This window comes from Acinetobacter sp. Colony158 (assembly GCF_019264745.1).
Classification (GTDB): Bacteria; Pseudomonadota; Gammaproteobacteria; order Pseudomonadales; family Moraxellaceae; genus Acinetobacter; species Acinetobacter ursingii.
In genome coordinates this window covers 2,946,260-2,969,271 of the sequence record NZ_CP078523.1, presented here as the reverse complement: position 1 = coordinate 2,969,271, position 23,012 = coordinate 2,946,260, and the positions used below count along the sequence as shown (strand labels likewise).

Below are 23,012 nucleotides of genomic sequence, written 5' to 3'. Positions count from 1 at the left end.
CTGTGATCCAAATTCAACACGATGTACAGCTTCAACCTTTTAATACTTTAAATTTGCACTCAATTGCTTCGCATTATGTAAAAATTGATTCAATCCAAAGTTTAATCGCGGCGTTAAACTATGCCGAACAGCAGCAGTTGAATGTTCTCATTCTGTCTGGTGGGAGCAATTTGTTATTGCCAGAGCATATTCATGCATTGGTATTGCATATCAATATTCAGGGTATCGAGCTGGTTGAAGATCACCCTAACCATGTAAAAGTCAAAGTTGGTGGAGGGCAGATTTGGCATGATTTTGTCTTGATGACCACAGAGAACGGCTGGTATGGACTACAAAATCTAGCACTCATTCCAGGTCTGGTTGGGGCTTCACCTGTACAAAATATTGGCGCTTATGGGGTCGAGGTCGGTGAGTTTATCGAGTCTGTACAAGTCTATGACCGATTTGAGAAAACCACACAAAATATTTTCGCTGAAGATTGCCAATTTGCTTATCGGGATAGTATTTTTAAACGTGACCCAAACCGTTACATTATCACTCATGTCACTTTTCGTTTATTGAAGCAACCTCAACTTAAATTGAATTATGGTGATTTAAAAGCCGCAGTGGGAAGTGATGTCAGCCCTGAAAATTTACAGAAACAGGTAATTCAGATTCGTCAGAGTAAATTGCCCAATCCAAAGCAATATCCGAATGTCGGCAGTTTCTTTAAAAATCCTGTGATTGATCAAGCAGATTTTGATCAGTTACTTACAAAATTTCCGCAAATTCCACATTATCCTCAAGCCCAAGGCTGCGTTAAAATTGCGGCAGGCTGGCTGATTGATCAAGCAGGCTGGAAAGGTAAAAAGTTGGGTTCTGTTGGGATGTTTGAAAAGCAGGCATTGGTTTTAGTGAATTATGCCAATGCATCTTTAAGTGATGTTAGGCACACTTATCAGTCTGTTCAATATGATGTAAAACAGCGTTTTAATATCCAGCTTGAACCAGAACCAGTGTTATTTGATTCAAATGGATTAATTCGATCCCATTCGGAAGTGTAGTTATGGTTAAAACGCATTGGGCGATTCGATTAGTACGTTTAGTTGCCATACTATTCGTACTCTTTGCTTGTCTAATGGTTTTTATTTATACGCCTTTTTACTCAAAATTGATTGTAAAAGCTTTAAATTATTTTGTGCCTGTCGAAGTCAATCAAGTCGCTGCAAAGAGTCAGCAACAGGCTGCATTAAGTGAACATGATAATCTCGAACCAGGATCAAACCTATGGATTGCACGTCAGGCCTATTTAAGCCTGATTGAAGAAGCGCTAAACTCAAAAGATCCAGAGTCTTTAAGCTTGCTACAAACTCGATATAAGCTTTTACAAGAGCGTATATTAGAACAGCAAAAACAAGAAGAAGCAGAAGATGAAGATCAGGAAAAGCCAGCCGTGCCATTGCTTAAAGCTTCTGTTTCAGAACCAGAAGCTGCTGCAAGTGAGGTACACGTCGATGAGCCTGCAAATCCATTGATTGAACTCAATAGCTCTGAAAATAAAGCATTAATGCAGCAGTATGTTGAATTTCTTAAAAAACATCCAGTATCAGTTGAGCATGAAAAAACGATTGATCAACAAACTTCACAGGATGTTGCTTACGTTCAGCAAAACCAGAATGATGAAAAGCCCGCAAATCATAATAAGCCTTATGCCATTGTGGTTTTAGGCGGTGGTTTAACGCTGGATGAAAACAAAAAAGATATCGTTGTGAATCCTTATACACGGTTAAGACTGGAAAAAACGCTGGAATTACACCAACAAAATCATTTACCTATTGTATTGAGCGGTGTAGAAGCACCCTATATGCAAAAATGGCTGAAACAACGGGGTGTGGATGCAAAACTCCTTGAAAATAGAAGTATGAATACCTGTGAAAACACACGCTTTAGTTCTTTATTACTACAAAAAAAAGGGGGAGCGCCAACAGTCATGTTGGTCACAGATATTTATCATATGCCAAGAACAAGACGTTTATTTGCTTTAAATGGAATTGAAACTATTCCTGTTGAAGCACCTATGCCGACACAATTGACAAAATGGCAACCAAGTCAACAAAATTATGATCATAGTCGTCGAGCCAATTATGAGCTATTGGCGACTATACGTGATGTACTTTTTGGCTCTAGCGGATGTCGGGAGGTACCTTAAATGCCAGAAATTCCTTTTTTAAATCCTGCGGTTCTTCAGCAACTAGATTTGCCTGTCCCGAGTCGTGATTTAACTCCGCATGTACTTGAACCTTTAAATCTAAATCATGCTTTTGAGCCATCAAAAGATCTTTTAGCTTATCGTAAACTCTATGGTCTTGATTCGCTTGATTGTGAACAATGGCAAGGCTATATCCAAATGCCATTGTTCAAACTGCATGTACAGGTATTTAAGCCACATCGTAAACCATTAGGTACAGTATGTTTATTGCATGGTTATCTGGAACATAGCGGGATCTATCAACCGATTATCCGTGAAATTCTGGAACAGGGTTTTAGTGTATTGACTTATGATTTGCCGGGTCATGGTCTAAGTGATGGTTCACCTGCCAATATTCAAAATTTTGATCATTATCAACAAGTTTTAAAAGCAGTTCACCAATATGTTAAACATGCCAATCAACTTCCTAAACCGTGGCTCGGAATTGGTCAAAGCACGGGTGGCGCGATCTGGATGCATCATTTACTTGAATATGCAGAAAAACGCCAAGATCCGATTGTTGATCGAGTATTATTATTATCACCATTGATTCGACCTGCAAAAACCGCGTGGTGGCACAATTCGGTCGGTTTGGGCATTATCAAACGGATTAAACGCCAAGTACCGAGACATTTCAGACGCAATAATCACAATCCTGAGTTTCTACGTTTTATTCGGCTTAAAGATCCACTTCAGCCACGTATGATGGGAATGGACTGGATTTTAGCTATGTCCAAATGGATGCTGGAAATGGAGCAACGTCCACCATGTCGTATTCCAGTCTGGTTGGCACAAGGCGCATTGGATCAAACGGTCGACTGGCGATATAACATCGAGTTTATTCGACGTAAATTTCGCTTACAAACCTTGCTAATGCTTGAAGAAGGTTCGCATCAGTTGATTAATGAACGCGCTGATATTCGTGCTGCTTTAACGGGGCTGATTCCTGCATTTTTACATGCACGACCGAAGCATTATTACTATTAATGAACTGTCTTTGCGATGACTAGCAATGTTAAACAAGCTCTCAAATCTATTTAAATCTGGCAAGCCATCGGCTGAACAGCAATATATGCAACAGCATCAAATTCAGTTCGATTCACAGCAAGGTTATATAGTGGATGGAATTGTCATGAATGATTTATCGGAACGACTGGAATATTTTTCAAATCGAAAATTATCCAGTTTCAATGACTTGGAACAGCTTTATTTGAGATCGATGCTGATTAATGAAAAAATTGATCTGGAAATGGCAACAGGACGTTATGTCCAGCGTTTGGGAAATAATCACGAAAATTTACAACAATTCAAAAGTCTGATCGAAAAGCTCAATCAATATTACCGTGAGTTTATACGAGACAAATAATTCCTTCAAAGCTTGCGCAAACAACAACATAAATCAAGTTTGGTGGTGGTGCATCATGTTAATATAGATGCTATGTCTTTTATCCAAACACATTCAATGTTCCAACAAGAAATCTCTCAGCTCAAATTACAGCAATTAAAAGCAGGCGAAAAACGCTGGATCGGATCAATATTAGGTTCATCTGGCGCATTACTATTTAAAGAAATGGCAGATCAATGTGCATCTCTATTGGTCATTGTGGCAAGAAATAATCAGCACTTGGCTCAACTGGAAAGTGAGCTTGAATTTTATGGAGTTAAATCCATAATTTTTCCTGATTGGGAAATTCTGCCTTATGATCGTCTTTCGCCTCATCAGGACATTGTTTCAGAACGCCTTGCGATTCTATCCAATATGCCGCAAAAAGGGGTCTTGCTGATTTCTGCTGCGACACTGGCTCAACGAGTTGCGCCTGTTTCATGGATATTGGGAGAACATTTTGATATTCGTGTGGCACAAAAGTTTGATCTGGAAAAAGAAAAATTAAGACTGATTCAGGCAGGTTATCATCTGGTTGATACGGTTTATGATCATGGTGAGTTTGCCGTTCGTGGCAGCATCATGGATATTTTCGCTTCAGGACAAGAACAACCGATTCGTGTTGACTTATTCGATGATGAAATTGATACACTCAAATTTTTTGATCCAGAAACCCAGCGAACGACGGAGAGTCTGGAGCAATTTACAGTATTACCTGCAAAAGAATTTCCATTAAAAGAAGGACGTTCAGTCTTTCGCGACCGTTACGCTGAAAGTTTTCCATCGGCAAATCCTAAGAAAAATCCGATCTATCAAGATGTATTAGATGGAATTTCATCGCCAGGTGTTGAGTTTTATTTCCCCTTATTTTTTGAAAAGGAAATTATGCAAACGCAGAGTGCGTTTACATCTTACTTACCAAAGAATTGCATTGTCATTACAAATACCGATTTGGATGAATGCTTATCCCAATTTTGGAAAGATGTTCTACAGCGTTATGAAAGTCGTAGACATAATATTGATCAGCCACTTTTAGCTCCAGAAGAATTATTTCTCATGCCAAATCTGGTGCTTGAACGTCTTAATCAATTCCCCCGAATTTTAGCCAGTGCAGAAGCAACAGAACTACGTGTAGGCGCAATCAATCTTGATACCTTAGCTCCACCGAAACTACCTGTCGATGCCAAAAAAGAGCATCCTTTTGAAAGTGTCAAACAGTATATTGATGAGTCAAATCATCCCGTGCTTTTGGTCGCTGAAAGTGCAGGTCGTCGTGAAAGTTTAAAAGATTCATTGCGATCGAGTCTGGGTGAAATTCCAAATGTCGAAGGTTTTAGCGATTTTCTTAAACAGCAATATGCGATTGCGATTACCAACGCGCCCTTAGATCGAGGCTTGGTGATTCGAGATCAGCTTTCAGTGATTTCAGAAAATCAGCTTTATGAGCATCGTGTTGTACAACGCCGTCGTAAACGTCAACAAGAAGTTTCTGAAGAATTTCTGATCCGTAGCCTCACCGAACTCAGCATTGGCGCACCTGTGGTGCATATCGATCATGGGGTCGGACGATATGCAGGACTGATCACACTGGCAATCGATGGACAGGATCATGAGTTTTTGCAGCTTGATTATGCTGAAGGAGCTAAAGTTTATGTTCCCGTGACCAATTTGCATTTGATTAGTCGCTATAGTGGTGGTGATCCTGATCTTGCGCCATTACATAAACTGGGAACAGATACATGGAGCAAAGCAAAACGTAAAGCTTTAGAGCAAATTCATGATGTAGCGGCGGAATTATTGCATATACAGGCGCGTCGTCAATCTAAACCGGGGTTTGCTTTTGAACTGGATCAAAGTTTGTATATGCAATTTGCCAGTGGTTTTGCCTATGAAGAAACGCTCGATCAGGCCAATGCCATTGAAGCGACTATACACGATATGCATTTGACAAAACCAATGGATCGTTTGGTCTGTGGTGATGTTGGTTTTGGTAAAACTGAAGTGGCGATGCGAGCAGCTTTTGTGGCAGTGCAAAATAATAAACAGGTAGCGGTTTTAGTTCCAACAACACTTTTGGCGCAGCAACATTATGAATCTTTTAAAGATCGTTTTGCAGACTGGCCTGTACGTATCGAAGTTTTATCGCGTTTTGGTTCCAACAAAACCCATCAAAAGAATATTGAAGATTTGATTGATGGCAAAGTCGATATTGTGATTGGCACACATAAATTACTTCAGGAAAATGTCCAGTTTAAAAATCTGGGCTTAATGATTGTCGATGAAGAACACCGTTTTGGTGTAAGAGATAAAGAGCGAATTAAAGCCTTACGTGCTGATGTCGATATGCTGACATTAACAGCAACGCCGATTCCGCGTACCTTAAATATGGCATTTTCAGGAATGCGTGATTTATCGATTATTGCGACACCGCCAGCACGACGTTTGGCAGTAAAAACCTTTATGCAAGAACATACCGATGAGTCTGTCAAAGAAGCCATTTTGCGTGAATTACTACGGGGTGGTCAGGTTTATTTCTTACATAATGAAGTCGATACGATTGAGCGCACTGCCGAAAATATTCGGCATCTAGTGCCTGAAGCGCGTGTTGCAGTTGCGCATGGGCAGATGCGTGAACGTGAGCTCGAACAAGTGATGCAGCAGTTTTATCATAAAGAATTCAATGTATTGGTGTGTTCAACCATTATTGAAACAGGAATTGATGTCCCTAATGCCAATACCATTATCATTGAACGAGCTGATAAGCTTGGATTGGCGCAATTGCATCAATTACGTGGTCGAGTTGGGCGCTCACATCATCAGGCTTATGCCTATTTGCTGGTACCATCAATTAAACATTTAAAAGGTGATGCCGAAAAACGTCTGGATGCGATTCAACGTGCTTCAACACTAGGAGCGGGTTTTATGCTCGCCACCGAAGACTTGGAAATCCGTGGTGCGGGTGAATTACTAGGTGAACAGCAAAGTGGTTCTATGCAGGCAATTGGTTATAGCTTGTATATGGAAATGCTAGAAAAAGCCACCAAAGCTATTCAAAAGGGTAAAACACCGAATTTCGATGCGCCATTATCGTTAACCGCAGAAATTAATTTACACATGCCAGCTTTAATTCCAGATGATTATCTTGGGGATGTACATCAGCGATTGTTATTTTACAAACGAATCAGTAATACCGATACCCAGGAAAAACTTGATAATATCCGCATGGAATTGATTGATCGTTTTGGGACATTGCCACAAACCGTTAAACAGCTATTTAGTGTGCATCAGATTCGTCTTAAAGCTGAACATCTAGGTATAACCAAGATTGATATCAATGCAAACGGAGGCTATGTTGAATTTTCACCAGATACGCCTGTACAAGCGATCAGCATTATTCAACTGATGCAGAAACAACCAACTTATTATCGGATGGAAGGTGGGCAGCGTTTAAAAATTACAGTGCAATTACAGGAATATGATAAACGTGTCCAATTTATTCAGGATTTACTTGCAAAACTTGTTAATGAGTTGCATTAAGACATGCAACTTTTGTTAAGTTAATGTGATGAAATGCCATCGATTTTCATCGCATTTTTTAATTTAACTTGAGGTTGGCTAAATCGATCAGCAAACCGCTGTAAAATTGGACTTTTATCGCTGAATTATTGAATAAAATCATTGTTATTTGTAAGTAAACAAGGTACTAATAATACTCACATCACAAGTGTTGTGATAGTATTAGCCATCATAATTCATGCGTCATTTATAAAGATATGTTTAGTTTGCATCCACAACTTGCTCAAGATACTTTTTTTGTAGGCGATTTCCCGCTTTCAACATGTCGTTTAATGAATGATATGCAATTTCCATGGTTGATTCTTATACCGCGTGTACCTGGAATTACAGAGCTTTATGAGTTAAGCCAAGCTGATCAGGAACAGTTCCTGCGTGAATCAAGCTGGTTATCTAGCCAATTAGCCCGTGTTTTCCGTGCAGATAAGATGAATGTTGCCGCACTAGGTAATATGGTGCCACAGTTGCATTTTCATCATGTGGTTCGTTATCAGAACGATGTCGCTTGGCCTAAACCAGTATGGGGAACACCTGCGGTACCGTATAGTAATGATGTACTTGCACATATGCGCCAGACTTTGATGTTAGCTTTACGCGGACAGGGTGATATGCCATTTGATTGGCGTATGGACTAAGTCTTTGTTAAACCGCATGAAAATGTGGTTTAAGTTAAAGATCGGAGGGTAGAGTGCCATTAGATAGGCTGGTTGATAGGGAACCGCGGCAGTTTGCATATTTTCATCGTTTGATGGGATATTTTATACTGTCACTGATTGTGGTAATTTATTCATTTACCTCACCAGACGCTAACTATCAACTCTTTATCCCTATTTTTCTGGTTTTGATTTTACTGATCAGTCCCAAATTAGATCGTTGGTTACAATATAAATTTAATCAGAATGTCGCCCGAAATGTTTTTTTTGTCATTGATGTCATTGCCGTTGCGGTTTCATTGGCAGGCGTACATTTAAGTCTGGTTTTAACTTTTACCTCTTTATTTGCCTTATTGTACACTGCAATTAATAGTAAAATTTCATTTATGGCGGCATCTTTGTCTGGCATGATTGGGATTACAATTTTTTATGCAAGTACTATTTTTATTTTTGGTTTTCAGGACTATTTCGAGCCAACGAGTCAGGAGCTGACCGTTATTAGTCTAATTTGCCTGATTACTTTTATTAATATTGGCAATTATTATCAGCATATTCGTATCGAAAAACTGACCCAGCTTCGTCAACATTACTATAATCAAATGACCCGTTACATGGCATTTTCCAACCAGCTGAGTCGTTATGCGCCTTTACAGCTTTGGCAATCGATTATGCGTGGTGAAGCGGAAGCTAAAATTGAATATAAACGTAAAAAACTCACGATTTTCTTTTCTGATATTCAGGGATTTACCGAACTTTCAGAGAGTTTGATTCCAGATGATTTAGCATTTCTACTGAATGACTATTTAAGTCACATGACTGAAATTGCCAAACAGTATGAAGCGACTGTCGATAAGTTTATGGGTGACGCGATTCTTATCTTTTTTGGTGATCCGACTTCTCAAGGGGTCGAGAAAGATGCGAAATCCTGTGTAGAAATGGCAATCGCCATGCGCCAGCAAATGAAATTATTGCGTGAGCGCTGGATCAAAATGGGCTATCCAGCATTGCACATTCGTATGGGAATCAGTACGGGATATTGTCACGTGGGAAACTATGGCGCGACCCATCGTATGGCCTATACCATTGTAGGACGTGATGCCAATCTTGCAGCACGGTTACAATATGCGGCAGAAATTGATGAAATTTTAATTTCTGATGATACTTATCAATTAGTTAAAAATGAATTCCTATGTGCACCTAAAGCGCCTATTTATTTAAAAGGTATTCAGGGTGCAGTCAAAACATGGCAAGTCATGGAAAAATACACGGGTAAAAAATCTGATAATCAACAATGGTTTGATTATGAATACAAAGGATTTCACTTGGTACTTAATCTTGAGGAAGTACAAAATTTTGAATATCCAGAATTGGTAGAAGTGCTCGAAAAAATGATCCAGCGTATTCAGGTTCAGCAGAATCTCACTAACGCGCAGGGTGTTGCCAAGTTAAAACTTGAAGATGAAGTCAAATAAAAGCCACTCTTTTGAGTGGCTTTTATTTTCTGAGTTATGAATTAATGATTTTCTGAAGCATGGTTGATGGTGTATTTTGGAATCTCAACTTCCAAATCTTCATCAACAATTTTAACCTGACAAGATAAACGTGAATCTGGTTCTAATCCCCAAGCACGATCAAGCAAGTCGGCTTCGACATCATTCATTTCATCTAAACTGTCAAAACCTTTACGCACAATCACATGGCAAGTCGTACAGGCGCATGACATATCACAGGCATGTTCAATTTTGATGCCATTATTGAGTAAGCTTTGGCAAAGGTTGGCATTTTCTTCAACTTCAAACTCAGCACCTTCTGGGCAAATTTGCGCATGGGGAAGAACTTTAATACGTGGCATATATTCACCTGTTTCTTAATTTGAGTCTGACCAGTCGTTCAGTTTGGTGCCTTTGAGTGCATGATCGATATGTCGATTCATGCGTAATGCTGCAAATTCATCGCTATAGACTTTAAGCGCTTGTACAGCCTGTTCAATGGTTTGAATATCATTGGCATTAAGTTGTACATATAAATGATCTTTGGCGACATTCAATGCAGTCAACTGCTGTTCAGACAATAGCGTAGCATCGACTTTCAAGGCTTGCTCAAGTGCTTCAAGTTCACGTTGAGCTTCAACTTTGGCTTCTTGTAAATGACGCAATAATTTGTCTTCTTCCGCATGTTGGAAGCCTTCGATCAATAGACGTTCGGTGTCTGTATCGGATAAGCCATAAGAAGGCTTGATATCAATCTCAGCTTTTACGCCAGAAGTTGTTTCTTGCGCAGAAACAGTTAATAACCCATCAGCATCGACTTGGAACGTTACTTCGATACGTGCTTGACCTGCGGTCATCGGTGGAATGCCATGCAACACAAAGCGGCCTAATGAACGGCAATGTTCAACCAGATCACGCTCACCTTGTACTACATGAATCAACATGGCGGTTTGACCATCTTGATAAGTCGTAAATTCCTGTCGACGAGCAACAGGGATGGCAGTATTGCGTGAAATGAGTCGTTCAACCAAACCACCCATGGTTTCTAAGCCAAGAGAAAGCGGAGTGACATCAAGCAGTAACGAACCATCTTGTGAATTACCAATCAATTGATTGGCTGTGATGGCAGCACCGATAGCGACCACTTCATCTGGATTGATGGTACAAAGTGGTTCCTGATCAAATACATCACGCACTGCTTTTTGTACAGCATAGGAACGGGTAGAGCCGCCGACCAATACCACATTCTGAATATCGTCCAGATTCAGTTTTGCATCACGTAAAACACGTTTACAAACACTGATTGTCTTATCTAGTGCGATTTGAATGATCGTTTCAAACGTAGCGCGATCGAGTGCTAAGGCATGATCGAGTGCTTTAAATTGAACCTGAGATTGATCAGATAAAGCTTCTTTTGCTTTGCGGGCAGCAACAATAAACGCAGCATATTCTGCATCATCCAATACATCGATATTAAGCTGTTTTTTAGCCCATTTCACAATTAAGCGATCCAGATCATCACCACCCAAAGCAGTATGACCACCTGTCGCAAGCACTTCAAATACGCCTTGTGAAAAACGTAAGATCGAAACGTCAAAAGTACCACCACCCAAATCATAAATCACATAATTATGATCGGTTTGTAGGTTTGTATCCTGATCGAGGCCATAAGCAACCGCAGCCGCAGTCGGCTCATTTAAAAGTCTTAGGACATTGAGACCTGCGAGTTGAGCTGCATCACGTGTTGCTTGACGTTGTGCTTCATCAAAATAAGCAGGTACAGTAATCACTGCGCCATTCACAGGGTTTTTAAGGCTGGCCTCTGCACGATCTTTAAGCTGCTTAAGAATTTCTGCTGAAACTTCAACAGGTGTTTTACGACCTGTACGAGTTTCAAAAGCAGGCATTTCATTGTCTGCACCGATTAACGTGTAAGGATGCTGAAATTTAATATCTGTCTTGGAACGACCCATAAAACGTTTAACTGAAATAATCGTATTTTTAGGGTCTGTGGTGATAAAGGATTTTGCATCATCACCATATTCTGTGGTTTTCTCAGCATAATGCACAATTGAAGGCAACAAAACGCGATCTTTGTCATCTGGTAGAACTTTTGCTTTGCCAGAGAGTACGGTGGCAACTAAAGAATGTGTTGTTCCAAGGTCAATCCCAATCGCAATACGATGTTGATGCGGGGCACTTGATTGACCTGGTTCAGCAATTTGCAAGAGTGCCATGAGTTAAATCCCTTGAAAGTAAATCGGTACAACTAAATTAAAATTCATCATCTAAATCGAAGCTATCATCATCGAGAATTTGATCTTCAGCTTTATCAATGTCATTGAGAACACGCTGAAAGAAACGTAATTTGCGGACTGTATCACGTGCTTCGCCCCAATCTTCATCTGCATAATCGATTTTAAACTCACGAATCAGACCATCCACCCATTGGTTGACTTCAATTTTCAGGGTTTCAAGTTGTTCAGGATCACTGGCTTCTTCGAGTTGCTCACGAATTTCCAATGCTGATTGCAAAAACTCAAAATCACTAATCGATTGATCCAGATGATAATCCTGCTTTTTAAGTGCTAATAAGTAAGCAGCGCGGCTGTCTACTTGTGAAAGTACTTTATAAGCTTGGTTGATTTCACTGGATTTGATGAGTGCCTGATCTTTATCTTCCGCTTTATCGGGATGATATTGTTGCTGCAAGTTCAGGAAATTTGTTTTTAGCGCGGCTAAATCGATATCGAGTGCTACGGGTAAGTTAAACAACTCAAAATGATTCATGGGAGATGAATTCCGTAGTAAATAAATATATTAAAAACAGTGTAAAAACACTGCTTTTAATATGAAGTGAAAAGGGTAAGGGCTTTAAACTGTGAAGGATTCTCCACAACCACATTCGCCTTTTTTATTGGGGTTATTAAACTCAAAGCCTTCATTTAGACCATTTTTAACATAGTCCATTTCCATCCCGTCAAGATAAACAAGACTTTTGGGATCAACGAAAACTTTTACGCCATGCTGTTCAAACATCTGGTCATGCGTATCCATGTCATCGACAAATTCAAGCACATAAGCCAGACCTGAACAGCCTGAAGTTTTCACACCAACGCGAATGCCTTCACCTTTACCACGATTCAACAAATAATTGCGAATGTGAGTTGCCGCATTTTCAGTTAAATGAATCATGAAAACTCCGTCAAATTAAGGCAATCAATTAAGCTTTGGTCTTTTTGTTGCGGTAATCGTCAATCGCAGCTTTGATCGCATCTTCTGCTAAAACCGAACAGTGAACTTTAACAGGCGGTAGAGCAAGCTCAGTTGCAATATCAATGTTCTTGATTGCTTGCGCTTGGTCTAGTGTTTTACCTTTAAGCCACTCTGTGACCAAAGAGCTCGATGCAATGGCTGAACCACAACCATAAGTCTTGAAACGGGCTTCTTCAATCACACCGTCATCATTAACTTGGATTTGTAGACGCATTACATCACCACATGCTGGCGCACCAACCATGCCTGTACCTACATTTTCAGCGTTTTTATCTAAAACACCGACATTACGCGGGTTTTCGTAATGATCAATAATCTTTTCACTATAAGCCATGTTGCTTCTCCAAACCTCGGGGTCAGCCTAATATTAAATATGAGGGCAAAAATATGTTTTTCAATCGACAGATCAATGGATTAGTGTTCAGCCCATTCAACTGTTGAAAGGTCGATACCTTCTTTATACATATCCCAAAGCGGAGAAAGTTCACGTAATTTCTCGACAGCAGCTTTGGTAATTTCAAGCACGTGATCAATATCAGCTTCAGTGGTATATTTACCAAAACTAAAACGAATTGAGCTGTGTGCCAGTTCATCAGATAGGCCTAAAGCACGTAAGACATAAGATGGCTCTAGAGTTGCAGATGTACATGCTGATCCAGAAGATACAGCCGCATCTTTAAGTGCCATCATCAATGATTCACCTTCAACAAAGTTAAAGCTGACATTAAGATAATTTGCAACGTTCTGAGTTGGATGACCATTCAAGAACACTTGTTCAAGATCCTGTAAACCATTCCAGAGTTTGTCACGTAACTGACGAATACGAGTTTGTTCTGCTTGCATGGTTTTACCAGCAATTTCAAACGCTTCACCCATACCTACAATTTGATGAGTCGCTAAAGTACCTGAACGCATCCCACGTTCATGACCGCCACCGTGTATTTGTGCTTTTAAACGAACACGTGGGCTACGACGCACATAAAGTGCACCAATACCTTTAGGGCCGTAAACTTTGTGACCAGAAAAACTCATCAAGTCAATTTTCATGGTAGAAAGATCAATTTCAACCTTACCAGCAGCTTGGGCCGCATCTACATGCAAGAAAGTTTTATTAGCACGTGTAAGCTCACCAATTGCGGCAACATCTGTCACAGTACCAATTTCATTGTTCACCATCATCAGTGACACTAAAATTGTATCTGGACGTAGTGCTTCTTTTACCATTTCAGGGGTAATGAGACCTGTACGTGGTTCTGGCTCAAGATAAGTAATCTCGAAACCTTGTTCTTCTAACTCACGGCAAGGATCTAAAATCGCTTTATGTTCAATTTTACTGGTAATGATATGTTTACCCTTTGAACCATAAAACTGAGCAATCCCTTTTAATGCCAAGTTATCAGATTCAGTCGCGCCTGATGTCCATACGATTTCACGAGGATCAGCTTTGATTAAATTTGCGACTTGTTCACGTGCATATTCAACTTTTTCTTCTGCTTGCCATCCATATGCATGAGAACGTGATGCAGGATTACCAAACGTACCATCAAAAGTCAGGCATTCCATCATGCGTTCTGCAACTTCTGGAAGTACAGGCGTTGTTGCAGCATAATCAAGATAAATCGGACGTTTCATTTCAAATACCTGTAGCCGATAGTAGGGCAGAATCATAATCTGCTGAGTTCTGACGCAGTGCGACGGTTTGTACATTGTCGCGATTGACGAGATCAGCAAGTGAGATTTTTGCAAGGTAATCGGCAATGTGGTGGGAGAGTTCTTGCCATAAATCGTGAGTCAAGCACATTGCACCATTTTGACAGTTGCCTTTATGGTCACAACGCGTTGCATCTACAGTTTCATTTACGGCTTCGATAATTTCTAATATGGTAATTTCATTGGCTTTGCGAGCTAAATGATAACCACCATTCGCACCACGAACACTAGAAACTAATCCATGACGCTTTAGTTTGGCAAATAACTGCTCAAGATAAGCGACTGAAATGGATTGGCGGGCTGCAATTTCAGCGAGTGTGATCGTTTGTTCAGTTGGCTGCAAAGCTAGATCAAGAAGAGCAGTCACTGCGTAGCGACCGCGAGTTGTAAGGCGCATGATTCGGTACACATGTTTAGACTAGATAGGTTAATTTTAAGAATCCCGACTAAAATAGTCAAGTTTTTTTATAGTTATTAAAATGATTTGTTGAGCAGGAAAGATGTGTTGGTTAACCTGCCCATAAATTATACACTAATAAAGCAACTAAAACGACAGTAATTACGCCAAAACCGATATTGATAGAACGCTGACGCTGTTGAAGGCGGCGGACACGATTTTTATATTGTTTAAGTTCCACATGTAGACTGTTAATTTGAGAGCGTTGAGTATCAATTTTCTCAAGTAACGGCGCAATACGTTTTTTTGAAGCAATCGCCTGATGGGGCTCATGAGGTTGGCGTAGCCATTGTTTCCAATCCGCAAACAGCTTTGGCAAACTAAAGTATAAAAGTAAATCTTTAAACTGTTCTTTGAGTTCAGCATCACCACCAATCCGCATAGTTTTGATACTGCGACGATTTCCAAAAATAAAAATTTTAATCAAATCTAATAGGGTACTACTGATCTCAAGATCGATATCTCGATCGGGCGCTTGTAAGTCAAATAACACGCCTTTGTCAGTAAACTGTACATAAAAATCAAAGTAAGGAATATAACTATTGATTCGTAATGAAATTTTTTTATCTACAAAAGGTTTGGATTGAAGGCGTATCACGCTATCATTTTTCAAAATAAACGAAAAAACGGTTTCAAGTACAATTAACAAAATGTTAAGCAACAAGTGAGACTGTTCTTTGCTTTGTTGCGACTCGCTCATACCCACATGGTCCTTAAACGCTATATAAAGTTCGAGATCCGATCTCAAATTGTAAAAATAAATAAAAAATAAAGTAATTGCCTTGCTTTGTAGAACACTTTAGCAAAAGGATCAAGTGTTTGGTTTGCTATTATGAATACATTTTATGGTTAAATGTAGCCATATGACGGTAAAGTGATCAGGAGTAACGAAATAATGGAAAAGGAAAGCATAGATCAGGGTACTGAACTTGAATCTGAGAAAACAAGAGGAAAAACCAGAGCTTCCCGTAAATCTGCGCTTGATTTTAGAAAATATACAAAGCAAATTTGGTTAGCAGGTCTTGGGGCTTTTTCACGTGCAGAAGAAGAAGGGAATAAATTATTTGACTCATTAGTCAAAGTTGGTGAAGAGCTTGAATCAAAAACAATAGATGCCGCAGATACGACTGTTAACAAAGTAGCAGAAAAAGCAAAAGAGTCGGTGACTGATACTAAAGATAAAGTTGAGCGGATCATTGATCAGAGTATTCACCACTCATTGAACCGAATTGGTTTGGTGACGGCAAAGGATTTACAGCACATTGAACAGCTATTATTACAACTGCATACTAAGATCGATATGTTGATTGAGGAAAATGAAAACTTAAAGTCAAAATTGAGTGAAAAATAAAAAAAATAGCATTTAGGCGTTTTTATAGCAGAAATTCACGTTTATTTTTGATAAAACGCCTGATTCAGTATTGCCTTTTGCCCTAAAGCATTGCTATAAAGGCGTCATGGCCTTTTAAACTTACAGCCTTAGATTTTAAATAAACGAAATAAGAGGACGTTATCTTCATGAATAAATCAGAATTAATTGATGCGATTGCAGAAAAAGGGGGATTGTCTAAGACTGATGCTGGTAAAGCATTAGATGCGACTATCGCTTCAGTAACAGATGCACTTAAAGCGGGTGACACTGTTACTTTAGTAGGTTTTGGCACTTTCAGTGTTAAAGACCGTGCAGCTCGTACAGGACGTAATCCTAAAACTGGTGAAGAATTACAGATCAAAGCGACTAAAGTACCTAGCTTTAAAGCAGGTAAAGGTCTTAAAGATTCTGTTGCTTAATTGCACGAGTTAAATTAACGCGCCTTTTGGGCGCGTTTTTTATTAAAAAGTGCAAAAGCAAGAGATTACGCATTCATTCAGCAAGCTTTTTCAGTTAAAATCTCTCCGAAATAAAATAGTGGAATACTTATGGAATCGTTTCGTACAATCATTAAGGGTTGGCTTGGCAAAGTGCTTCTAGTCTTGTTTTTGACGCCTTTAGCGCTTGTAGGTATTGAAGGGTATTTTGGTAGTCATAATAAGGCAGATGTTGCAAAAAGTGTAAACGGTCAGGATATTCCTAAAAAAGACGTTGAGAACTTAACAAAAACTTATAAAGATCAATATTTATCGATGGTTCATGGTGATGAAACTTTACTGAACCAACCATTTATCGAGCAAACTGCTTTAGATACGCTAGTTGCTCGTACAGTTCTTTTACAGCAAGCTGAAAAACTGGGAATTTCTCTCAGTGATGGTCAAATAGAGAAAATGTTGGCGCAACAACCAAGCTTTCAAGAAAATGGAAAGTTTTCTCAGACTTTATATGAAAATTATTTACGTTCAGTTGGAATGACCAGTCAGGCGCTCATTACCAGCCTGCGTCAAGACCATGCGCTTAAAATGCTGACTTCGAGTATTAATGGGACTGCATTGGTTAGTAAGGCTGACATCAATCAGATTGCGACTTTACAAACTGAACAGCGCACCTTGCATTTGGCGAGCATTAAATTAGATGATTATAAAAAAGATATTACCGTGAGTAATCAGGAAATATCTGATTATTATAACAAACACCAAAACAGCTTTAAGCAAGTTGCTAGCGTAGATGTTGATTATGTGGTTTTGTCTCCTGTGCAAGTGGTAACCAATGCTCCAGTCACAGATGCAGAATTGCAGCAAGCTTATAAAGCTTTTGTGGAAAAACAGCAAAAAGATGCAAAGCGTGATGTTAAGCATATTTTGATTACTACTGATGCGCGTTCGGATGCAGAAGCTCAAAAGCTTGCCAACGATGTTTATGCAAAAATTAGTGCAGGTACTTTATCTTTTGCTGATGCTGCTCAACAATATTCAGATGATACCAGTTCTAAAAATGAAGGTGGTTTACTGGCAGCATATCAACCAGGCGTGTTTTCGGCTGAATTTGATCAAGCTGTGAATTCATTAGGTAATGGCCAAATTTCTAAGCCAGTCAAAACACAATATGGCTATCATATTATCGAAGCAAATACTGCTGCTGCGACAATTGCTTCATTCGAATCTGAAAAGGCACGTTTAACTGCTGAAGTTCAGAAATCTAAAGCAGCAAATGCATATTCAGATGCAGTGAATCGTCTAAATGAAATGGTGGTGAGTAGTGATGATCTGACCGCAATCACTCAGGAAGTCAAAGCAACGCATGTTGAATCTGTGAAAGGGGTAACTTTGGCTACTGGCCATCCTGTATTAAGTGATTCAAACGTTAAGACACGTATTTTTAACGATGATGTTAAAAATGGTGATCGCAATGCTTCGAGTAATATTCAGCTTGCCAATGGCGATACAGTTTGGGTAAAAGTTCGCGATTATCACGCAGCTGGTATTAAACCACTTGCACAAGCAACGGCTGATGTAAAAGCTAAGCTGATTGAAGATAAAGCATATCAAGCTGCCAAAGCTAAGATTGCGCAGTCTTTGGATGCATTTAAAACACAACCAGCGGCACAAGTTGTTGCATCGAGTGGTATCAAGTTTGAGGATGCGGGTACGTTTACACGTTCACAAGGTTTAAAACGTGAAATTGAACGTGCTGCATTTAGCGTTACAACGCCTAAAGATGGTTTTTGGTCTGTAACGACAGCTAAACTTCCAGATGAGTTAGTAGTGGTTGGTGTTTCAAATGTCAATTCAACCACTGCAAATGCATTGACACCAGAGCAGTTGAGTGAGTTAAGTAAGCTTTATCAGCAGTTCCGTGGTCAACAAGAATTGGATGATTATACGCAGTACTTAAAGTCCAAAGCTAAGATCAAGTAAGTTATAAGAAAACCGCTTCGGCGGTTTTTTTCTTGATGTCATAAAGTTCCAAAGGAATATTACACGGTGCTACGCCTTTCAATCACGACCAAACTCGGTGGTTTCTATTTTTGCTACTATGCGATCGTGGGGACATTCATGCCGTATTGGAGTTTGTATCTGGAGGATCAAGGATTTAATTATCAAGAAATTGGTATTTTATCTTCAATTGCAATTATTACTCGCTTTTTTGCACCCTTTATCTGGGGATGGATTGCAGATAAATCTGGCAAAAGAATGCGATTAGTGCGCATTGCAACATGGATGGAGTCTTGTATTTGGTTCGCAATTTTTATGATTCCAAATACTTTTCAGTCAGTAGCCTTATTAATGTTGATTTTTAGTTTTTTTCAGAATGCAATTTTAGCTCAGTTTGAAGGGGTGACCTTATTTTGGCTTGGGGAGCAACGCAGCAAACTATATGGCAAAATTCGTAAATGGGGTTCTGTTGGATTCATCGTCGGTGTGTTTAGTATTGGTGCATTATTAGAAATCATTCCAATTGCCATGCTGCCAGTTCTGTTATTGAGTGTTGCTTTTTTAGCATTTATTTGGTCATTTACGATTCAGGAGCCAGACTCAGCGCCGCGCTCTCAAACAACGCTTGAACCCTTACTTCCTATTTTAAAACGGCCATATGTCTTTGCGTTTTTTGCTATTGAATTTATTTTATTATTTTCACATGCACCATTTTATAGTTTTTATAGTAATTATTTAAAAGAAACCGATTTTACAACGACAGAAATAGGTTTCTTATGGGCGGTTGGTGTCATTGCTGAAATTATCATGTTTGCTTACGCCCATTTGTTTTTATCGCGTTATTCGTTAAAAAAATTGGTCAGTTTATGTCTGATAATGACGAGTATTCGTTGGATGGTCGCAGGGCTATTTTCAAACAGCTTTATTGCCCAATTTGCCGCACAGACAATTCACGCCTTTAGTTTTGGATTATTTCATCTAATCGCCATGCGAATGATTTTCCAAAATTTTTCCGCAGGGCAACAAGGACGTGGTCAGGCTTTATATAGCACGATGTGGGGCTTGGGAGTTGCTTTTGGAAGTATCTTAGCAGGGCATTTTTGGAAAATTTATGGCGGTTCTATTATTTTTATAACTGCATCTGGAATAGTTCTACTCGGATTATTATGGGTTAAATGGTTGCCCAGTCAGTTTGAGCAACCTATTTCGATGCGTAACTAAACCACAATATCTTGATATTTTTTTGACCAAGGCTGCGCTTGTTCTAATTGTCCTGCAAGTTGGAAAAGAAGATCTTCACGAGCAAAAGGGGCAATAAACTGCGAACCTAGTGGAAGATAGTCTTTGTTCCAATATAGGGGAACTGACATCGCGGGTAATCCTGTAATATTAGCCAACTGGGTAAAGGGAACCCACTTCAGGTTTTCACGGATGATCTGTTCGACCAGTTTGCCTTTTGCTAAATAGTGTGCCTGACCTATTTTAAGTAACGCTTTGATCACAGGTTGTTGCCATTTGGGTGTGGCAAGCTCACCATTTTTAGGTGCAACTGAAGCGGTAGCAGGAGTTAAATATAAATCATATTGATCAAAAAATTGATTCATTTGGGTGACATAAATACCCCAGTTATTTAGATTATGAATATACTCATGCGCTGTGGTTTTTGCACCAAAGGCAGCAAGAGCAAGTGAATCAAGCTCAAATTCATCATCGGTCGCACCTGACATTTGTTTGATTTGATGCAACATATATGAAAATTGACTGAACCATGTAGTGATAAAATCTTTAGCGAGTGACATGCCATCAATTTTAGGGGTATCTTCAACCACAATATGCCCCAATGATTCCAAGAGTTCGGCAGTATGTTTGACCGCTGCCACAGCATCTTTAGATATTTTTGTACCAATGGGTGATTGTGTATTAAATGCAATTTTCAACTGTTGAGGAGGACGTATTAAGTTCTCTAAGAAAGGACGTTCTGGTTTCTCAATTTTAAACAATGAACTGTTTTCAAAGCCATGTGTCGCATCGAGCATGGCTGCACTGTCGCGTACAGATTTAGTCAGTACATGCTGAATTACAGCACCATGCATGCCTTCACTCATTTGTGGTCCCCATGGTGTACGCCCGCGACTTGGTTTTAAACCAAATAGTCCACAATAAGATGCCGGAATACGAATAGAGCCTCCACCATCGCCAGCACCTGCGATCGGCACGATTCCTGCTGCCACTGCGGATGCAGAACCCCCAGAAGAACCGCCACTGTTATGCTTTAGATGCCATGGATTTGAACAAGTTCCCCAAGCATCGGGTTCGGTAATTCCCTTAATTCCGAACTCAGGTGTATTGGTACGACCAAAAGTTACGATTCCTGCTTTTTCCCAGCGATTTACAATTTCAGCATTAGTATCGGGGGTATACTGACGACTTTTTAAGGCATTACAACCGTATGAGGTAGGAATACCTGCATATTCCTGAAATAAATCTTTCACTAAAAATGGAACACCAGCAAATGCACCAGTCAGTTGCTGTTTGGCTCTGTTTTTTGCATATTCATGCATTGGAATAATAATAGCATTCAGTTTTGGATTGACCTGATCTGAGCGTTGTAGCGCGAGTTCAAGTAATTCTATTGGTTGAACTTCTTTTTTTTCGATCAGTTGTGCAAGTCCCAGTCCATCATAATGAATATATTCGTTCAGTTTCATATGTCCCTTTTGTGTATCTTGTATTTTATTGAATTAGGTTTTAAATCAATTACGTAACTTATTCAAGTATGGTGAAGGCTTCTGATTTGAGTTGCACGATCTGCATATAAAAATATTGTTTTTATATCGTTATGATCGAATGTAATTTTCAAAAAGTATGATAAGTTAAGTCCATGCGTTTAGTTATCAATAAATCTATGAAAAATATTTATATTGTTGGATTATTAAGTCTTTGCTGTTCATTTGCTATGGCAGATGAAGCAGAGCAAAAACAAGTGGAAACACAAGCTCAGGCGATGGATTTAAATGCCAACACCATTCAAATCGAAACTCGTCCAGAAATTATGGGTTTATGGGGAATGGAAATTCCGACCAATAAAAAATGTGTGGAATATTATAATTTCCGTAATGCCAATGAAGTTGTAGTCAAGAGTGGCAAAGAGTGGTCATACGGTGTTTATGATTATCAGCCATCTCAGGATATGAAAGAGAAACTTCCTGCGCTCATTATGCAGATCAAATATGACAATAACGAAGTCGATTGTTCAGGTCAGCAAGAAGACCAATCAGGCGAAGTTTCACAATATTTCGTTCAGTGGAAATCACCAAACACGATTAATTTTTGTGCAGGCGAAAATGGGCAGCAATGCTTTGCAACCCTAAGACGTGTTTTGCCTTAATTTATTGAAATAATAATTGCATTGATACGATTTAAAAAAAACCTCTTATCGAAATAAGAGGTTTTTTTTAACATTAAGCTTTTTCAGTGGGTGCTGCTTCTAATTGTTTGAGCAAATGTTTTTCAAGATAGTGAATATCCATAGCCTGAGCGCAGAATTTTTTATCTTGTAAAATAAGGTCTTTATGCAAAGGAATATTGGTTTTCACTCCAGTGAGAATAATCTCATCCAATGCTTGACGCATACGAGCCAATGAGGTCTCGCGATCTTTACCGTGAGCGATCAATTTAGCAATCATAGAATCGTAGTAAGGCGGAATGCTATAGCCCGGATAGATGTGTGAATCCAGACGAATACCCGCACCACCTGGCGCATAGAAATGCTCAATTTTTCCCGGTGAAGGTAGGAATGTGGTTGGATCTTCAGCATTGATACGGCATTCAATCGCATGACCGCGTACTTCCACATCAGACTGTTCAATTTCAAGCCCTAGACCCGCAGCAACACGAAGCTGCTGTTCAATGATGTCGATTCCAGTCACCATTTCAGTGACAGGATGCTCCACCTGAACACGGGTATTCATTTCAATAAAGAAGAATTCACCATCTTCAAATAGAAACTCAAATGTTCCTGCGCCGCGATACTGCATGAGCTTACACGCATTGACACATGCTTCTAAAATATCAGCACGTGCTTGCTCTGGTAAGTTCGGTGCTGGTGCTTCTTCTAAAACTTTTTGATGACGACGTTGTAATGAGCAATCACGATCATACAAATGAATGGCATGACCATTACCATCACCCAGAACCTGTACTTCTACGTGACGTGGTTTTTGCAGGAAACGTTCCATATAGACGGTATCATCACCAAACCACATTTCAGCATCACGTTGTGCCGCTTGAACAGATTCAAGTAGAGTATCGACACGCTCAACAATGCGCATCCCACGACCACCACCACCAGAAGCTGCTTTGACAATTAACGGAAAACCAATTTCTTTGGCCTCAGCCAGTGCATTGTGAATGGTTACCGCATGGTCACAACCAG

Annotated in this window: 22 protein-coding genes; 12 read left to right on the top strand and 10 right to left on the bottom strand. The window is 39.6% G+C overall.

From position 1 onward, the window contains the following. Positions 1-5 precede the first annotated feature (5 nt). From murB to JR005_RS12185, 7 genes are all read left to right on the top strand, one after another. Positions 6-1,043 carry a UDP-N-acetylmuramate dehydrogenase gene (murB, locus tag JR005_RS12215; RefSeq protein ID WP_218665839.1) on the top strand — a complete coding sequence of 346 codons (1,038 nt, stop codon included), beginning with the start codon at positions 6-8 and terminating at the stop codon, positions 1,041-1,043. A gap of 2 nt (positions 1,044-1,045) precedes the next feature. After that, positions 1,046-2,188: a YdcF family protein gene (locus JR005_RS12210; protein ID WP_218665164.1), complete on the top strand. Its 1,143-nt coding sequence runs from the start codon at positions 1,046-1,048 to the stop codon at positions 2,186-2,188. Further along, complete coding sequence (locus JR005_RS12205; protein WP_218665163.1) at positions 2,189-3,214, top strand: alpha/beta hydrolase; 1,026 nt, start codon at positions 2,189-2,191, stop codon at positions 3,212-3,214. It begins immediately after the preceding gene. Positions 3,215-3,239: 25 nt separating this feature from the next. Continuing rightward, positions 3,240-3,593 carry a hypothetical protein gene (locus JR005_RS12200; protein ID WP_218665162.1) on the top strand — a complete coding sequence of 118 codons (354 nt, stop codon included), beginning with the start codon at positions 3,240-3,242 and terminating at the stop codon, positions 3,591-3,593. A gap of 96 nt (positions 3,594-3,689) precedes the next feature. Beyond that, positions 3,690-7,148 carry a transcription-repair coupling factor gene (gene mfd, locus JR005_RS12195; protein ID WP_218665838.1) on the top strand — a complete coding sequence of 1,153 codons (3,459 nt, stop codon included), beginning with the start codon at positions 3,690-3,692 and terminating at the stop codon, positions 7,146-7,148. Positions 7,149-7,384: 236 nt separating this feature from the next. Beyond that, positions 7,385-7,819, top strand: a complete 435-nt coding sequence (locus tag JR005_RS12190) for an HIT domain-containing protein (protein WP_004989091.1) — start codon at positions 7,385-7,387, stop codon at positions 7,817-7,819. A gap of 113 nt (positions 7,820-7,932) precedes the next feature. Further along, a complete protein-coding gene (locus JR005_RS12185) occupies positions 7,933-9,309 on the top strand; it encodes an adenylate/guanylate cyclase domain-containing protein (protein ID WP_275889965.1) in 1,377 nt (458 codons plus the stop codon). A gap of 41 nt (positions 9,310-9,350) precedes the next feature. Here the strand turns inward: JR005_RS12185 and fdx are convergent, their stop codons facing one another. The 8 genes from fdx to JR005_RS12145 form a co-directional block, all read right to left on the bottom strand. Beyond that, on the bottom strand, positions 9,351-9,689 hold the full coding sequence (gene fdx / locus JR005_RS12180) for an ISC system 2Fe-2S type ferredoxin (RefSeq protein WP_004989078.1): 339 nt from the start codon (positions 9,687-9,689) through the stop codon (positions 9,351-9,353). Between the two features lie 15 nt (positions 9,690-9,704). Beyond that, positions 9,705-11,564 (bottom strand): Fe-S protein assembly chaperone HscA, encoded by a 1,860-nt coding sequence (hscA, locus tag JR005_RS12175; RefSeq protein ID WP_218665161.1) that lies wholly within the window; start codon positions 11,562-11,564, stop codon positions 9,705-9,707. Positions 11,565-11,601: 37 nt separating this feature from the next. Continuing rightward, on the bottom strand, positions 11,602-12,117 hold the full coding sequence (hscB, locus tag JR005_RS12170) for a Fe-S protein assembly co-chaperone HscB (RefSeq protein ID WP_218665160.1): 516 nt from the start codon (positions 12,115-12,117) through the stop codon (positions 11,602-11,604). An 84-nt stretch (positions 12,118-12,201) separates the two neighbouring features. Next, positions 12,202-12,522, bottom strand: a complete 321-nt coding sequence (iscA, locus tag JR005_RS12165) for an iron-sulfur cluster assembly protein IscA (RefSeq protein WP_004989073.1) — start codon at positions 12,520-12,522, stop codon at positions 12,202-12,204. A 28-nt stretch (positions 12,523-12,550) separates the two neighbouring features. Continuing rightward, on the bottom strand, positions 12,551-12,937 hold the full coding sequence (gene iscU / locus JR005_RS12160; RefSeq protein WP_218665159.1) for a Fe-S cluster assembly scaffold IscU: 387 nt from the start codon (positions 12,935-12,937) through the stop codon (positions 12,551-12,553). Between the two features lie 80 nt (positions 12,938-13,017). Next, positions 13,018-14,235 carry an IscS subfamily cysteine desulfurase gene (locus JR005_RS12155; protein ID WP_151724346.1) on the bottom strand — a complete coding sequence of 406 codons (1,218 nt, stop codon included), beginning with the start codon at positions 14,233-14,235 and terminating at the stop codon, positions 13,018-13,020. Between the two features lies 1 nt (position 14,236). Further along, on the bottom strand, positions 14,237-14,710 hold the full coding sequence (locus JR005_RS12150; protein WP_004989069.1) for an Rrf2 family transcriptional regulator: 474 nt from the start codon (positions 14,708-14,710) through the stop codon (positions 14,237-14,239). Between the two features lie 112 nt (positions 14,711-14,822). Then, positions 14,823-15,470, bottom strand: coding sequence for a hypothetical protein (locus JR005_RS12145; RefSeq protein ID WP_104794845.1), 648 nt, complete (start codon positions 15,468-15,470; stop codon positions 14,823-14,825). Positions 15,471-15,665: 195 nt separating this feature from the next. On the opposite strand from JR005_RS12145, the gene JR005_RS12140 reads away from it, so the two are divergent. The 4 genes from JR005_RS12140 (at position 15,666) to JR005_RS12125 (ending at position 19,798) form a co-directional block, all read left to right on the top strand. Next, the gene (locus JR005_RS12140; protein ID WP_004997721.1) at positions 15,666-16,121 is read left to right on the top strand and encodes a phasin family protein; all 456 of its coding nucleotides are present in this window, start codon (positions 15,666-15,668) and stop codon (positions 16,119-16,121) included. Positions 16,122-16,288: 167 nt separating this feature from the next. Beyond that, a complete protein-coding gene (locus JR005_RS12135) occupies positions 16,289-16,561 on the top strand; it encodes an HU family DNA-binding protein (protein WP_004989063.1) in 273 nt (90 codons plus the stop codon). A gap of 129 nt (positions 16,562-16,690) precedes the next feature. Next, on the top strand, positions 16,691-18,559 hold the full coding sequence (locus JR005_RS12130; protein ID WP_218665158.1) for a SurA N-terminal domain-containing protein: 1,869 nt from the start codon (positions 16,691-16,693) through the stop codon (positions 18,557-18,559). 66 nt (positions 18,560-18,625) lie between these two features. Then, positions 18,626-19,798 carry an MFS transporter gene (locus JR005_RS12125; RefSeq protein WP_218665157.1) on the top strand — a complete coding sequence of 391 codons (1,173 nt, stop codon included), beginning with the start codon at positions 18,626-18,628 and terminating at the stop codon, positions 19,796-19,798. Here JR005_RS12125 and JR005_RS12120 read toward each other — a convergent pair. Beyond that, on the bottom strand, positions 19,795-21,285 hold the full coding sequence (locus tag JR005_RS12120; RefSeq protein WP_218665156.1) for an amidase: 1,491 nt from the start codon (positions 21,283-21,285) through the stop codon (positions 19,795-19,797). The genes JR005_RS12125 and JR005_RS12120 overlap by 4 nt on opposite strands. A 248-nt stretch (positions 21,286-21,533) precedes the next feature. Here JR005_RS12120 and JR005_RS12115 point away from each other — a divergent pair, with 248 nt between their 5' ends. Further along, entirely contained in the window at positions 21,534-21,965 is a 432-nt protein-coding gene (locus JR005_RS12115) for a hypothetical protein (protein ID WP_416378517.1), read from the top strand. 73 nt (positions 21,966-22,038) lie between these two features. Here the strand turns inward: JR005_RS12115 and JR005_RS12110 are convergent. Next, on the bottom strand, positions 22,039-23,012 hold a 974-nt coding region (locus JR005_RS12110), incomplete at its 5' end, for an ATP-grasp domain-containing protein (RefSeq protein WP_228731700.1).